This is a genomic window from Acinetobacter guillouiae (genome assembly GCF_002370525.2).
Classification (GTDB): Bacteria; Pseudomonadota; Gammaproteobacteria; order Pseudomonadales; family Moraxellaceae; genus Acinetobacter; species Acinetobacter guillouiae.
In genome coordinates this window covers 3,942,867-3,958,481 of the sequence record NZ_AP014630.1, presented here as the reverse complement: position 1 = coordinate 3,958,481, position 15,615 = coordinate 3,942,867, and the positions used below count along the sequence as shown (strand labels likewise).

Below are 15,615 nucleotides of genomic sequence, written 5' to 3'. Positions count from 1 at the left end.
AATTATTTATTAGGTTATTAGAGATGGTGGTGTTATGAAATCTTTCATTTTGCTGATAGCTTTAATACATCTATCAGCTTGTTCATTTGACTTTAATAGGACGAAGTGTAATGTAGAGGCTGATAAAAAAACAAACAGTGAAGATGGTTATGATGTTAAAGTTGGAAAAAATATTTCTAGTTTTGTAGATGAAAATAAAATTTTTTTAAATTATGATCAAAAAGAAATAATTAACCGATATAAAAAATTAAATAGCAATTACATGGTGTTAAAGATTATAGATAGCCTTTCTCCTGAAATAGGTTTTAGTGATGGTACTGTTAATAATAATGTGAAGAAGAATTTTGATTACATTTCCCGTCTTTCAGCTAATAGTAACTTAAAGGGTAATCATATATTTTTTAATAGTGATAACTATGTTCCTTATAGTGAGCAATTAGAAGAAAAAATTGTATCTATGGTTAAAGATCAGATTTATGTGGTAAGTGGTGATAACGTGGGTGGGGAAGATTTGAATAGTAAAGTTAGTACTTTTATAAAAAAACTAAAATGTAGTAATTCAAATGAGCCTGAAGTGGAAGAATGGAATGTAAATGATATGCACATTGTTTTGGAAGCTGATGGAAAACAAATTAAAAATAGGAAATATAATAGTTTGAATTTTTTTATTTATTTTACAAAGAAAACGGATAAAAAATATGAAACATCAATATATTAGTTTTCTGTATGTTTGCTGTTTAAGCTATCTTGGAATCTGACCAGAATGGTTTGTAGAGAAGGGTCAAGTCAATAGCTGTGCTTATACTGTATACTATACAAAAATGACAGATAAAAATTATGAAAAATCATTATATTATTAAATTTAAAACTGTATTCCTGATATGTTTTTCTTTGACATCCTATAGTTTTGGAGCGAATGTAGAAAATCGAATTTTTAATTTTGAAGATAAAGAAATATCAGCGTTATCTTCTGAAATAAATTACTCCAGATTTGCACCAGTAAACCAGCTTAATTTAAAAGCAATGCCTGTAGATTTAGATGAAATAATAAAGAACCTTGCAAAAAAAGGTTATATCAATAGGGATACAGTCTCGAATAGTAAACGCTATGAAGTGTTAGCCTATGGATTGACGACCAAGAAAATTTATTTTTTTAATAATAACAGTCAAACACCTGATTTCTTTTCTGAGATTTATGCAACGAACTCTAAATTTAATCAACTCAAAAGTATCCGTCTAGGGTTAAGTGTTGAATACAATGGGAAAATATTTAAAAAAATGAATACAGATCCGATTGTTCCCACAAGTTTTATTTCTGCTTTGAATGTGATTGATGAGAGGAAAGCAAAAGAGGTGTATGTTTCACTCATGAAGCAACATATTTTAAATATAAAAAATAATGTGAATGAGTATTGTGAATTTTTAGTGACGACGAGAGTAAATGTTAAGGATTATTGGTTAGAATTAAATACTGAACTCACAAAGAATAATACTTATTTCAATATTTACCAAAGCAAAGGAATTCCTCAAAAATGCAATTTGTGAAATTCTTTGTTTGGTTTTTTGCTTAGTCCCTTTTCCGGCATCCTGTGGTGATTATAGAAAAACTAATAGTGATGGTGATTTCGTATCCCCTCAGCAGTAGATGCTTTATGAATATAGTTTCCTAAACGAGATTAAAGCTTTTATAATAATTTAAATTCAATAACTTAAATCTTGATAATTTAAAATTCGAAGCTTTAGGATATCCAATTGAGCACTCTGGTCAATTCCATATCTACCGTGAATAAGCTATATTAATGGCACCAAAAATAGACAATCAACAACATGCAAAATTTACAACAACTCTTTATCAACACCCAAGAAAACTACGAATTGATCCCTGATTTTATCGATCTGCTTTTAGCATCGAATATTTATTGTTTGGGAACACAAGATCAGTATAAAAAAATTCAATTCCGTATTTTAGAAACACCAGAAGGTGATCAAGCAATTCCATTCTTCATAGAGCTAGAAACCATTCAAAATGATATTGGCGTCGATGCCGAATATATCACTTTAAATACACGGCAGTTTTTTGAAATGACTCAGGGGGCAACATTGGTATTGAATCCAACTTCTGAATTATCAAAAGAATTTCAACCTGAAGAAATTAAAGCAATATTAGAGATTGATGAAGCAATTTAAAAATGTGCAGGATTCAATTTCTCCAGCACTTCATCAATTTTTTTCAACCGTTTGATTTCATCCCATAAGGCTTTGGCTTCGGGGTAATGCTTAGACATCATCCCAATCCATTGTTTATAGCGGCCGACCATGTTCAGCTCTTTTTTATATGGGCCATTTAAAAAACGGATTTGTAAATTTAATAGTTCAGACCATGTGATAAGTGGTTCATCCGTATTTTTACGAATGCACTGGGTGAGATCTGGTGTAGTCACAGCACCACGACCAATCATCAAATCTTGGCAGCCTGATTCAAGTTGGCATTGTTTCGCATCAGCATTGGTCCAGATTTCACCATTGGCAATCACATTGATCTTGAGTGCTTCACGAATCGGTTGTAGCTGATCCCAAAATGCTGGTGGAGTATACCCATCAGCTTTGGTCCGAGCATGGACAGTGACCCAAGCTGCGCCAGCATCTTCAATGGCATGCGCATTTTCAAGGGTAAAATTTCGATCCATATAACCTAAACGCATTTTTGCAGATACAGGGATGTGTTTGGGTACAGCATCACGTACAGCCTTGACCAACTCATGTACAACCTCAGGCTCATCGAGAAGTACTGAACCGCCTCTATGACGATTTACTGTTTTAGCAGGACAACCAAAATTCATATCGATTGCTGGAGCACCTAACTCAGCAGCGCGGACCGCATTGGCCGCGAGCATTTCAGGATTATTTCCTAAAAACTGAACATGTACTGGTGTGCCAGCAGCTGTCTTGCCTTGATTGTTTAATTCTGGACAATAACTATGATAAACATGGTCAGGTAAGACCGAATCCGTTACACGGATAAACTCAGTCACGCACCAGTCAAAGCTACCGACATGTGTGAGAACGTCACGCATGATAGGGTCGGTTAAGCCTTCCATTGGGGCGAGTATAAGTTTCACAGTTGTTACCTGATGAGATGAAAACAGCGTTATACGCATTTTTGTAGGAGATGTCTACCGATGCAAAATATATTCTAGGTCAGCGCTGAACGGGGTGTTATTGAAAAGTTGATCCATAAATTTTCATGATCGAAACTTTCTACATAAAGTCGAATTTTTTGTTGTGGATACATGTTGTTTGAACCTAAACACGATTCACAATCCTCGTAACTGGCTAAACCATAAAACCTTTCGCCATATTGAACAATCACCCCTTGAGGGTAGAAACACACAATCTCGGTTTCAATATTTTGTCCAATTTTAAATTTGTTCTTTAATTCATTCCAATCACTTAAATATTTAGAGATTGATTGATTCCAAAAATTTAAAAACTCATCTTTTTCAATGGGAATAATTTGATCTAAAACGTCAGAAAAACTTCTTTCAGGTAAGAAAAAATGCGCTTGTTCTATGTTTAAATTTGTATTGATGCTGAGTGAAGCTGTCACCAGAATTGATCTGAGACAGTAATATTCCAGATCTAATTCATATAAAACAATTTCTTCTGCTTCTGTATCAATATATTTATAGTAAGAATACAAAATACTGCCCATTTTTGCTCAGTGCTACGTTTATCAACGATGCAAAATCATTTCCAAAACAAATTTAGAACCAATAAAGCCAACTGCCAATAAAAAGAATCCAATCATGGTAAAGCGAATGGCTTTTTGACCACGCCAGCCAAACTTATAGTGACCAATTAACAACGCACCGTAAACAAACCAAGACACAATACTAAACACAGTCTTATGTGCTAGGTGCTGTGCAAAGAAGTCATCAATGGTAAAGAAACCAAAACATAGGGCGACAGTTAATAAAACAAAACCAGTAATGAGCATATCAAAAAGTAAGGATTCCATGGCTTGATATGACGGTAAGAAGTTGACCCAAATACGTTTTTTTTGTTTCTTTTTGAGTTCGCGGTTTTGAAACCAAATCAAAACAGCTTGTATGGTTGCCATGAGTAAAACGGCATAAGCAGATAAAGACAGAATGATATGGATGTCTAAACCGATAGAATGCTGTTCAATAAATTGATCTGGTTTACTAAAACAAAAACCTAGAATCAAACCAAAGGCGGCAACAGGAATTCCAATCAAATTTAGTGAAAGAACAGGACGATAGGTACTGTAAAGCATACTTAGAACCAACATTAACGCAGAGGTAAAAGACATCAAGTTAAAGACGTCGTAATTAATCCCTAGTGGTGTAAGTATGTCGTTATGCAGTACACTTGCATGTAATATCAGCCCTAAACCTGACATGATGCCAATAAACCAAGGGTTTGCGGAACGTTTAGCCATTAAGTGCATGAACAAATACCAAAATGAAGAGGTATAGGCAATTAATGCTAAAATCGTATAAACCAAGGGTAGGCTAATCATGTCAAACCTTTTTCAGGATGATGAATATTCATGTTATAAGATATAAATTCCATGTGAACTACAGTATCCTATAGCATCTTGAGCATAAATTTTCTATTTTAAGAAAGATTTTTTTGCTACTAGCTATTTTAAGCGGATTTTGCAATGTTTGATACCTTAACAGAACGACTCACGCAGAGTCTCAGAAATGTTACTGGCTCTGGGCAGCTAACCGAAGATAATATTAAAGATACCTTACGTGAAGTGCGTATGGCACTTCTTGAAGCCGATGTTGCTTTGCCTGTAACTCGTGAGTTTATTGCGAAAGTTAAGGAAGAAGCATTGGGTCAAGAAGTCATGACTCAGCTTTCACCAGGTCAAGCTTTCGTTAAAATTGTGTATGACGAACTCACCAAAATGATGGGTGAGGCAAACGAAAGCCTAGACTTAGCTGCAAAACCACCTGTTGTGATTCTTCTCGCAGGTTTACAAGGTGCTGGTAAAACCACGACAGCTGCAAAACTTGGACGTTTCTTAAAAGAACGTCAAAAGAAAAAAGTGGCAATGGTTTCTGCCGATGTTTACCGTCCAGCTGCGATTAAGCAACTTCAAACAGTTGCTGCTGAAGTGGGTGTTGATTTTATTGAATCGGACGCTTCTGAAGATCCGATTAAAATTGCACAACGTGCGATTGGTCAAGCCAAAATTAACTTTAATGATGTTTTGATTGTCGATACGGCAGGTCGTTTGCATGTCGATGATGACATGATGGACGAAATTAAAGCATTACACGCTGCAATTGGCCCAACAGAAACCCTATTTGTCGTTGATGCAATGACAGGTCAGGATGCGGCAAATACTGCCAAAGCCTTTAATGATGCATTACCATTAACGGGTGTTATTCTCACCAAAACTGATGGTGATGCACGTGGTGGTGCGGCACTTTCGGTACGTGCGATTACCGGTAAGCCAATTAAATTCTTAGGTATGGGTGAAAAACTCGATGCCTTAGAGCCATTCCATCCTGAACGTGTTGCACAACGTATCTTAGGTATGGGTGACGTACTTTCTTTAGTCGAAGAAGTTGAACGTAAAATCGACAAAGAAAAAGCCGAAAAAATGGCGAAAAAATTGCAAAAGGGCGGGAGCTTCAACTTTGAAGACATGCTGATGCAATTTGAACAGATGAACAAAATGGGCGGTATGATGGGCTTCTTGGATAAGTTGCCTGGCATGAGCAATTCAGGCATTCAAGATGCGATTGCACAAGCAAATCCTGAAAAGCAAGTGAAAAAGATGGAAGCGATTATTCAATCGATGACCATTAAAGAACGTCGTAACCCAGACTTAATGAATCCGAGCCGTAAAAAGCGTATTGCAGCAGGCTGTGGTATGGATGTGGTTGAAGTCAATAAACTGATCAAACAACATGCACAAATGGCGAAAATGATGAAGAAATTTGCCAATCCATCGGGTATGGCAAAAATGATGCGCTCATTGGGTGGAATGCAAAAACAGTTTGGCGGTGGCGGCGGTATGGGGCCATTGTTTGGTAATAACGATAAAAAATAAGTCTCATTTCTTTTATAAAAAGCGCCTTAGGGCGCTTTTTTGTTAAATAAAAATAACATACTTTTGTTGGCTGTTTAGATATTCTGAGCCCATTATTTGAATATGATTTAAACAATAATTGATAAGAAGTCTATTTATGAAAAAAGTATTTATCGTACACGGTTATAAAGACTCCCCTGAACATCATTGGTATCCGTGGCTAAAGCAACAAGTATTGGCGACAGGGCATGCATGTGAAGTGATTGATCTAGAACATCCAGAGCAGCCCCAATATGAGCTGTGGAAGCATAATATTACGCAGCAAATTAAGTCACTCAATGACGATACCATCATTGTGGCACATGGCTTAGGGGGGATTGCCAGTCTGGATTTTCTTTCGAGTGAATTATTGAGCCGAAAATTAGGTGCTTTGTTTTTGGTTGCGGGATTCAGTAAAAATTTAGCCGTTTTACCTGAACTTAATTTATTTTTACAACACGCTCGGGTCGATGATGCGCTGCTCAGAATGAATATTCTGAATCGCTTTATCTTTTTCTCCAACAATGATCCTTTTGTGCCAGCGCCTGTTAGTATTCAATTGGGTTATTCGTTGAATTCACAAATGATTGAGGTGAAAGGTGCGGGGCATTTCATGGCAGCAGAGGGCTATACCAGCTTAACTGTACTTTGGGAAAAGTTAGCAGTTTTATTACAACCTGAATCCCAAGCTGGTACTCAGGCTGCATATTCGATTTTATCTTGATGCTGTTTTATTGATTGAGCTTTTGATAAAGCTCGTCAAGAATCTCCTGAGCGCGTTGCTCATCTTGAATCAAATTGCCTTGTTGATCCCAAACCTTACTGTCTAGAATCGAATAATCTTCACTTGGGCTTAATTCTAGTTCAGCTGCAGGTTTGCCATCTTCATACCATACCTTTTGAACGATGGGCTGATCATCTGAATATTCTTCCTGTAGCCCAAGTTGACCATTTGAATAGTACGTTTCAGTTTTTCCAACTAATCTCTGGTCTTGGCTGGTCGATTTAAAGCTGACTTTTCCATTTTCAAAATAGCCCACAACTTCACCGTCGACATATTTACTATCAAATCTATTTAAGCCTTGAGGGGCTTTAATCCAAAAGGGATCAGATTGTTTTTTACGGCTATTTTGATAGAAGTCCTGAACTAAGAAACGGCCATCTTTATCACGACCTAATAATTTTCTGAAATATCCATTTTCTACAGGTGTGAGTGAATAACCCTGATCCATGACTAAGCCGCACTCACAGGCTTCTTCACCTGCATCTGGAGCAAAGTAAGCAATAACAGGTTCAGTTGTTGCCATGGTTGTTGAAGATGAGTGCGTGGTTTGTAAACTGGTACAACCCACCATTGTGAAGCTCATTAAACAGGCACTAAGCAGTAAGGGTATCGTTTTCATAATGATTGCTCTTTTATCGTGTTTATGGTTGTGTTTATTTATTAAAAATGGAAGATTGCTGATCTTCCATTAAATTGTATTTAGGTTTAAGCGGTTTGTCGATCTATATAGAACTGTAAGCCTTTGAGTAATAAATCTGATTCAATTCTTGGTTGATATTTCTCTAGAAATTGTGCAAATAGATTGGCATCACCACCTGTTAAAATAAGCTTGCGTGGTTGTTGCTCAAGCACTTTTTCAATGGTGCTTAACAGACCCAAGAAAATGCCATGATGTACTGCATCTATGGTATTTCGACCAGGACTTAGCTCTGAAAAAGCCGCATCTGGAATTTTAATACCTTTGGTTTTTTGAATTAAAGAATCACGTTGTAAGTAGAGGTTAGGCAGAATATAACCGCCTAAATGTTGTAAACCTTGGGTTAAATCAATCGTTAAAGCTGTGCCACAGCTAATCACACACAAGTCATCATCAGCTTTCGCCACAGCCAAAACTTGTAACCAACGGTCGATCCCAAGTTGTTCTATATGGTCATAGCCACAACGTAATCCTGCATATTCAGCATGCACTTTGGCAAAAGTCACGGGAATATCGAGTAATTTTAAAATCTGGACAATGCGTTCATTGTTCTTTTTATCTTGGACTGAGGAAATTCCAATTTTGTCTAAGCCTAAACCACGGAAATGTTGAATTAAACCCAATAGCAAATCCGCAGGGGATTGGAGATGTAATTCTGCTGCCTGTTGGATAATTTGATTATTTTCAGTAATCCAATATTTTAGACGGGTATTTCCAATATCTAACCAAAGTGCTTTCATGATTTTGCCTAATTGAAACTGAACACAATCTGCATAATTATTTTATTTGAAAATATTGAACGACTGAGAGAGCATCTCAATCTGATCAATCAAATAGGACAAATAACCTGCGGTTCATTTTGCTGAACGTTGTTCCGTACTGTTAGTAACTGTTTGCTATGATCTTTGGATCAATACGATTACTGCGCAATATATAGCGAAATGTATAGCGAAAAAAGCCCTGTTTTAAATAATTACAGATCACTTTTTCACGATACATTTGATCAATCCATCTCATTTTAGACAACAGATCACCTCGTTATTTATGCTTCAGCTAAGCGTAAACGTCCCTGATAGACATTGACTAAGCCTTGAGCTGTCAATAAATTCAGTGCGCCATCATCAGAAATTCCTTTGAAAATACCTTCAATTGAATTTTGAATTTGTTCAAAATGAACCTGTTGATCCATAAAGGCAGCATAGTGATTAAATCGTGCTGCAAGGTTATAACAACCATGATCAAACCATTGTCCAGCTTGTTGAATTGCCAAATACATTTCTGCAATGATTTGGATTCGATTTGGAAATTGTAGGCCTAATTGCATTATCGAGGTGGCTTGTTGAGTCACATTTTCTTTGGGGATCGGAAATAAGTTGATCCCGATTCCAACAATGGCCTGATGTGGTGAAATGGGTTCAACCAAAATTCCGCCCCACTTTCCTTGAGGGCTATATAGGTCATTGGGCCATTTAATTTGTAATGCTGGTAAATTCTTAAGTGTTGGCATTTGTAAGATATTTAAAGCAATTTCCAATGCTAAACGCCCATCTAAGGGTGTTCGAGTTTCAAGCAATGTGCTTAAATAAATATTACCAATTGGCGAAACCCATTCCCGTTGGTGCTGACCTCGTCCTTGAGTCTGAGTTTCACTACAGACCAAAACTGTCTTGACGCCGCTGAGCGCAATTTCACGCACATCATCATTGGTCGATGCTGTCGTCTGCTTTAAAAGCAGCACTTCAGGGAGTTCATTTGCTTGTGTAAGAAGTTGTCTAAGATGACGAGTCTCTAAATCCATGTTGAATCTGAGAAGAGTGAAGGAACATTTATGGAGTTAATCATATATTTAGGTATTGGTGCAATCGCAGGATTTGCCGCAGGACTATTTGGTGTTGGCGGTGGCTTAATTATTGTACCAATTCTCTATGTGGTCTTTACCAAAATGGGCTATGATCCTTCGGTCATTATGCACATGGCATTGGGAACTTCACTTGCAACAATTATTGTAACTTCAATTAGTTCCGTAACAGCGCATCATCAAAAAGGTGCCGTACTTTGGAATGTTTTTAAAAACTTAGCCCCAGGTTTGGTGATCGGCTCATTTATTGGTGCTGGTATTGCAGATATTTTATCAGGTCAGCATTTACAGCTGATTATTGGTGCCTTTGCAATTTGGGTGGCATTTAAAATGTTTAAGGGGGCCAATGTCAAAGTCGATGAATCTAAACAATTACCGACCGCACCTATGCAAATGCTGGCTGGTGGGGGAATTGGCGTTGCATCGGCAATTTTTGGTATTGGTGGCGGAAGTCTGACCGTTCCCTATCTCAACAAAAATGGTGTGGTGATGCAAAAAGCTGTTGCAACATCAGCAGCTTGTGGTTTACCGATCGCAATTGCGGGTGCGCTCGGCTTTATGTTCTTTGGTGCACAAGAACCAACCGAAATTAAAAATTCAATTGGTTATGTCCATATCTATGCCTTTATTGGGATCAGTGTCATGAGTTTTATCACTGCCAAATTCGGCGCAAAGGTGGCGCATGCACTTTCTCCAGCGATGTTGAAAAAATGCTTTGCATGCTTACTTACAGTGGTCGGTCTTTATTTTATTTATCAAGGTATTACTAAGTAGATTCCGATCAATGGTACTTTTTCTAAACACTGAGTTGACTTAAAATACATTAAAATTGTCGGACAATGTCATGGTTTCAATTGAATTAAATCAGGTACAACTAAAATAATGACAATTGACATTGTCCAAGTAAAGAATAATAAACCAAGATAGGAATTATATGCATTCGGAAGAAGTGGATAGCCTTTCAGAACAGATTGCCAAACATATTAGTGAACAAATTATTAGTGGCGAGTTGGTTGAAGGGGAAAGAATACAAGAACTACGTATTGCCAAAGAACTGGATGTCAGTCGTGGCTCGGTACGTGAAGCCCTTTTGCTTTTAGAAAGAACCCATCTGATTGAAATTTATCCTCGTCGTGGCGCAATTGTCTCAGAAATGTCAGCACAACAAGTCCGTGCATTGTTCGATACCAGCGCATTGTTATTAGGTCAAATCGTACAACGTATGAGTGAAACATGGCGCAATCATGAGGCTGAAGCGATTCAGCAGATGATGAATCATTTGGTTGAGCAGGTGAAGCAAGGCAATACTGAAAAGTTTTATGATGGCATATTTCAATTTTTATCAGGGCAACAGGACATGGTTGGGAATCCCTACCTGATGAAATTTTATAAAGAGTTGTTACCATCCCTACGAAGAAGTTATTTTTTAACCTTAAATACTTCAAGACGCGAGCTTCAAGAAGCTTTAGAATTGCTTAAGTTGGTGATTGACGCAATTTTAATCCGAAAATCACAACAAGCTACTTTATTTATGGAAGATTTTTGTCGACACTTACGTAATCTAGTGTTGGAATCTCTGACACGGATGAAACAAATCGAACTCGCTTGGGCGCGGAGATCGCGTCGGTAATTACTAGGACATTATGCGTTTAAGCAGCTTAAAACTTTCAGGCTTCAAATCTTTTGCCGATAGTACAACACTACAATTCAAAGATAACCGTACAGCGGTGGTAGGTCCTAATGGTTGTGGTAAATCCAATGTGATTGACGCTATCCGTTGGGTGATGGGGGAATCCAGTGCACGTCAGCTCCGTGGTGGCAGTATGCAGGATGTTATTTTTACAGGAACGGCAAAACGTAAACCTGTAGGTATGGCAAGTGTAGAACTGCGCTTTGAAAACACCTATGGCAAATTAGGTGGGGCTTATAACGCGTATACTGAACTTGCTGTTCGCCGTCAGGTGAATCGTGATGGAAAATCTGAATACTTTCTTAATGGTACGAAGTGCCGACGTCGTGATATTACCGACATTTTCTTGGGTACAGGTTTAGGTCCTCGTTCATACGCAATCATCGAACAGGGGATGATTAACCGCTTGGTTGATGCCAAACCTGAAGAAATGCGTATTTTTCTTGAAGAGGCTGCTGGGGTTTCTCGTTATCAGGCTCGTCGTCGTGAAACACTACAACACTTAGAACACACCACGCAGAACTTAGACCGTCTCGAAGATATTGCTTCAGAACTCAAATCACAACTTAAAACCTTAAAACGTCAGTCTGAAACTGCGGTTCAATATAAGACCTTAGAAACTGAAATTCGTACGTTAAAGATTGAAATTCTGTCTTTCCAGTGTGATCGTAGTTCCCGTTTACAAGAACAGTATACGGTTGAAATGAACGAATTGGGGGAGCACTTTAAACTGGTGCGCTCTGACATGAGTACTTTGGAACACGATCTGACGTCAACCAATGAGTTGTTCCAACGCTTGATTCAACAGTCCACACCTTTGCAAAATGAGTGGCAACAAGCTGAGAAAAAACTCTCTGAGTTGAAAATGACTTTGGAACAGAAACAAAGTTTATTTCAACAAAACTCAGAAGCTTTGGGAAATTTTGAACAGCAAAAAGCTCAAACCAAAGAAAAGATTCAGTTGATGGAATTGCAATTGGAAACCTTGCACAGTCAATTGGAGCAGCAGACTGAACATTTACAACATGCTGAGTCTGAAACACAACAACGTAGCCAAGCCTTTACCGATTTAAAAGCGCAGCAATTGCAAGCACAACAACAGTATGAACAGGTCAAAGTTCAAGTTGAAAAGCAACAGCAGCAAAAAGCACAAATGCAGGCGCAAATTGAACAACTTACAAAAAATGTAGCGCGTATTGAGCAGCAGAAAGACACCTTAAAAACCCAAGCTGTTCAGGTTCAAAGTCAATTTCAAACTGAAGATGTTCAACAACTTGAGCAAGATAAAATAGCAATTCAAGCTGTGATTGTTGAATTAGAACAAAAAATTAATCAAGCAAAGCAGCAGTTTGAACAACTACAGGAAAGCATTAATCAGCAAAAAACTCAGATTTCAGCTTTAAAATCAGATGTACAAGTGTTGCAATCTGAACAGAAAAACCTCACCCAATTAATGGCGAAGAGTGCTGTAAATAGCAAGGCTGATACTGTGCAATTGATGCAGGTATTAACGCTGAATGAGCAAGGCAAAGTACATGCGCAGCTGGTTGAAAAGTTTTTAGCCAAATGGTTGTCAGCTCATATTGTTGATCAAGATGCAGATTTTGCAGAAAGTGTGGCACGTCAGCTTAAAGCATCAAGCTCGCAAGATAAAATTCAATTGAATGGATTGGCATGTTTAGCAGATTGGATTGAATCTCCACAGTATTCATTGTGGAATCAAGTCGCTGTAATTGAAAACCTTGCTCAAGCTTTAGCTGTACAAGCACAGTTAAAAGCAGGACAAAGCATATTGACGCTGGATGGTTATCATGTCGGTCAAGATTGGGTGATTGGTCTGTTCTTTGATGAGTCGAGCCAAGCCGCACAGGGTGCACTCAGTCATCGTATTCGGCTTGAAGAAATTGAAACACAACTTACGCAGCTACAACCACAGTTGATTGAAGCTGAAACTGTATTACCGAGTTTAAATCAGCAATTGCTGGACCTGCAAAAACAGATCCAAACAGAGCAAGACACGCTAAAACATCAGCAAAAACAGCTACAACAGTTTGATGTGCAAATTGCTAAGCAGCAAAGTGCTTCACAAGCATTTGAGTTGCAGAAAGTTCAGCTCAATAGCCAATTGCAACAGTTAGATGAGCAACTTGAAGAAGATGCAATGCAGAAAGATGATCTTGAAATCGATATGCACTCGGTCATCCTCAAGCTTGAACAAAATCTTCCTGAGTTTAAAACCTTGCAATTCAAATTGGATGAGCTCAATGAGCAGGTTGAAGAACAGCAACAGCAATTACAGCTTAAGCAGCAAGATTCTGAAACTACACGTCGTCTAGCTGAACAAAATAAACAGCAAATTGAATTATTAGACAAAGACCTCTCCTTCTCTAAAACGCAATATCAACAAATTATTGCGCAAATGGAGCAAGCCAAGAAGTTTGTAGATCCAATTCAATTGGAATTGCCGAGTCTAGAATCGCAATATGCTGAGCAGGCACAACAAACTGAAAAACTGCAAAAAACTTGGAGTGAGTGGCAAGTTGAATTGAATAATATTCAATCCAAACAGCAACAACTTACAGAAATGCGCCATTTGCATCAGCAAAATGATGAGCAATTGCGTACAAAACTGGAAGAGCGACGTTTGGCTTGGCAATCGGCAAAATCAGATTTACAGCATTATTCCGATCAACTTAAAGAGATGAATGCTGAAGTTAAGCAAGGCGTGTTGATTGATTTACCTGTACATCAAGAAAAATTTGAGAAAGCACAGCGTCAGTTTGAAAAATTAGGCGCGGTCAATTTAGCCGCTTCAGAAGAATATGAAGAAGTTTCTAAGCGCTTTGAAGATCTAACCCATCAAATGCAAGACTTAGAAAATACGGTTGGGCAATTGAAAGATGCCATGAAGACCATTGACCAAGAAACCAAAAAATTATTTATGGGGACTTTTGATCAGGTCAATGCTGAATTAAAAGTATTATTTCCAAAGGTTTTTGATGGTGGTGAAGCCAGTTTAAGCCTTGAAGATGATTGGCAGTCTGGCGTGAAGCTGATGGCACGCCCACCCGGTAAGAAAAATAGTTCATTGGCTTTGCTATCTGGTGGTGAAAAAGCATTAACGGCATTGGCTTTGGTATTTGCTATATTCCGTTTGAATCCTGCACCTTTCTGTGTTTTGGATGAGGTTGATGCACCTTTAGACGATGCTAACGTTGGTCGTTTTTGTAATTTAGTAAAAGAGCTTTCTGATCAAGTCCAATTCATTTACATTACACATAATAAAGTTGCAATGACGATGGCAACCGATTTGCTGGGTGTGACGATGCCTGAACCAGGCACATCAAAGCTCGTCACTGTGAATTTGGAAGAGGCAAGAGAATACGGTTTAGCCGCGGAGTCGTAGTATGGAAGTCACCACAATTATTGGAATTGTTGTTGCAGTAATCATCATTCTGGTGGGTTTAAGGATGGTGCTACGAAAGCCCAATGATGCCGCACCTTCTTTAGAGTCTGAATTGCATATCAATGAAGACTGTAAACAACCGGTAATTCCTCGTCATGTACGAGATCAATTGCGAACAGACCGTGAGTCTCAAGAGCAAGTGCGTGTTGAACCGAATTTAACTGCTTTAGACTCGGTCGAAGTTGCAGATGAAAAACAGCAAAAGATTGAGGATGTAGCAGCGGAGTCGAATGTTGTTCAGTCAACTGAGCTTGAGCATGCCGCAATTACACAACAAACTGAAAAGACGGAAACAGTTGCAAGCACTGAATCCGCAACAGAGTCTGTAAAAGCACTTGATGTGCAAACAGAACCGACGACTCAAGCTAACGATTCTGCCAAAGCCGTAGTCAGTCAGGACAAAGAGGAAGCGTTTCAGTTTAATGCCAATGTTGAAACAGCTGAAATCAAAGAGTTTGATGAGGAAAGTAGTATTTTAGATGTTCATTTAAATGAGCAACAAAAATATGATGATGAAAGCGTATTGTCTACGGCTGAAACCATTATTGCGCTGAATGTTTATCCGAATCCACGTAAAGCACTGTCTGGGGATAAAACCTTAAAAATGTTGCTCAAATATGGTTTACGTTTTGGTGAACTCTCTTGCTTCCATCGTTATGAGAATCCAGAGGAAGAAAGCCATTTACTGTTTTCTGTATTACGTGTCACCGACAATGGTCCAGATGGTTTTGATTTAGAAACCTTATCGACTGAACAAGTTCAAGGTTTGGCTTTCTTCTTGGCACTTCCTCATTCAGATGTGCAAAAAGGTTTTGATACCATGGTCAGTATTGCTGGCTTAATTGCCCGTGAAATAGACGGTACGGTCTATGATGAAAACAATCTTGAATTTACCCCACAACTGAAAGAGCATTGGCGCCATAAAGCGATCGATTATCGTTCAGGACATGACGCTTAGCATAACGTCATATTTACTTTATAATTGGTATTCAGAATTTTAGGCGGAGT

At 38.2% G+C, this 15,615-nt stretch carries 15 protein-coding genes; 9 read left to right on the top strand and 6 right to left on the bottom strand.

What is annotated here, in order from left to right; translation table 11 throughout:
* Positions 1–34 precede the first annotated feature (34 nt).
* The 3 genes from AS4_RS18375 to AS4_RS18365 all read left to right on the top strand — a co-directional run bounded on the left by AS4_RS18375 (position 35) and on the right by AS4_RS18365 (position 2,187).
* Complete coding sequence (locus tag AS4_RS18375) at positions 35–718, top strand: hypothetical protein (protein ID WP_096735119.1); 684 nt, start codon at positions 35–37, stop codon at positions 716–718.
* Between the two features lie 119 nt (positions 719–837).
* Entirely contained in the window at positions 838–1,545 is a 708-nt protein-coding gene (locus tag AS4_RS18370; protein WP_096735118.1) for a hypothetical protein, read from the top strand.
* Between the two features lie 282 nt (positions 1,546–1,827).
* Positions 1,828–2,187, top strand: a complete 360-nt coding sequence (locus AS4_RS18365; protein ID WP_096735117.1) for an SseB family protein — start codon at positions 1,828–1,830, stop codon at positions 2,185–2,187.
* On the opposite strand, the gene AS4_RS18360 is transcribed toward AS4_RS18365, so the two are convergent.
* From AS4_RS18360 to AS4_RS18350, 3 genes are all read right to left on the bottom strand, one after another.
* On the bottom strand, positions 2,184–3,119 hold the full coding sequence (locus AS4_RS18360; protein ID WP_178283385.1) for a tRNA dihydrouridine synthase: 936 nt from the start codon (positions 3,117–3,119) through the stop codon (positions 2,184–2,186). The two genes, AS4_RS18365 and AS4_RS18360, sit on opposite strands and share 4 nt — an antisense overlap.
* Before the next feature lie 74 nt (positions 3,120–3,193).
* A complete protein-coding gene (locus tag AS4_RS18355) occupies positions 3,194–3,712 on the bottom strand; it encodes a hypothetical protein (protein WP_096735116.1) in 519 nt (172 codons plus the stop codon).
* Between the two features lie 21 nt (positions 3,713–3,733).
* Positions 3,734–4,543, bottom strand: a complete 810-nt coding sequence (locus tag AS4_RS18350; protein ID WP_004724062.1) for a cytochrome C assembly family protein — start codon at positions 4,541–4,543, stop codon at positions 3,734–3,736.
* Between the two features lie 144 nt (positions 4,544–4,687).
* On the opposite strand from AS4_RS18350, the gene ffh reads away from it, so the two are divergent.
* On the top strand, positions 4,688–6,094 hold the full coding sequence (gene ffh, locus AS4_RS18345) for a signal recognition particle protein (protein ID WP_004817818.1): 1,407 nt from the start codon (positions 4,688–4,690) through the stop codon (positions 6,092–6,094).
* Between the two features lie 136 nt (positions 6,095–6,230).
* On the top strand, positions 6,231–6,836 hold the full coding sequence (locus AS4_RS18340) for an RBBP9/YdeN family alpha/beta hydrolase (RefSeq protein ID WP_096735115.1): 606 nt from the start codon (positions 6,231–6,233) through the stop codon (positions 6,834–6,836).
* A gap of 7 nt (positions 6,837–6,843) precedes the next feature.
* Here AS4_RS18340 and AS4_RS18335 read toward each other — a convergent pair whose 3' ends face one another.
* The 3 genes from AS4_RS18335 to AS4_RS18325 all read right to left on the bottom strand — a co-directional run bounded on the left by AS4_RS18335 (position 6,844) and on the right by AS4_RS18325 (position 9,391).
* Entirely contained in the window at positions 6,844–7,515 is a 672-nt protein-coding gene (locus AS4_RS18335) for a toxin-antitoxin system YwqK family antitoxin (RefSeq protein WP_096735114.1), read from the bottom strand.
* A gap of 86 nt (positions 7,516–7,601) precedes the next feature.
* A complete protein-coding gene (locus tag AS4_RS18330; RefSeq protein WP_004724053.1) occupies positions 7,602–8,333 on the bottom strand; it encodes a type III pantothenate kinase in 732 nt (243 codons plus the stop codon).
* 302 nt (positions 8,334–8,635) lie between these two features.
* On the bottom strand, positions 8,636–9,391 hold the full coding sequence (locus tag AS4_RS18325; protein WP_096735113.1) for a biotin--[acetyl-CoA-carboxylase] ligase: 756 nt from the start codon (positions 9,389–9,391) through the stop codon (positions 8,636–8,638).
* A gap of 30 nt (positions 9,392–9,421) precedes the next feature.
* Here AS4_RS18325 and AS4_RS18320 point away from each other — a divergent pair, with 30 nt between their 5' ends.
* The 4 genes from AS4_RS18320 to AS4_RS18305 all read left to right on the top strand — a co-directional run bounded on the left by AS4_RS18320 (position 9,422) and on the right by AS4_RS18305 (position 15,565).
* Complete coding sequence (locus tag AS4_RS18320; protein ID WP_096735112.1) at positions 9,422–10,225, top strand: sulfite exporter TauE/SafE family protein; 804 nt, start codon at positions 9,422–9,424, stop codon at positions 10,223–10,225.
* A gap of 160 nt (positions 10,226–10,385) precedes the next feature.
* On the top strand, positions 10,386–11,081 hold the full coding sequence (locus AS4_RS18315) for a GntR family transcriptional regulator (protein ID WP_004724049.1): 696 nt from the start codon (positions 10,386–10,388) through the stop codon (positions 11,079–11,081).
* 13 nt (positions 11,082–11,094) lie between these two features.
* The gene (smc, locus tag AS4_RS18310) at positions 11,095–14,547 is read left to right on the top strand and encodes a chromosome segregation protein SMC (RefSeq protein ID WP_096735111.1); all 3,453 of its coding nucleotides are present in this window, start codon (positions 11,095–11,097) and stop codon (positions 14,545–14,547) included.
* 1 nt (position 14,548) lies between these two features.
* Complete coding sequence (locus AS4_RS18305; protein ID WP_096735110.1) at positions 14,549–15,565, top strand: cell division protein ZipA C-terminal FtsZ-binding domain-containing protein; 1,017 nt, start codon at positions 14,549–14,551, stop codon at positions 15,563–15,565.
* Positions 15,566–15,615 lie beyond the last annotated feature (50 nt).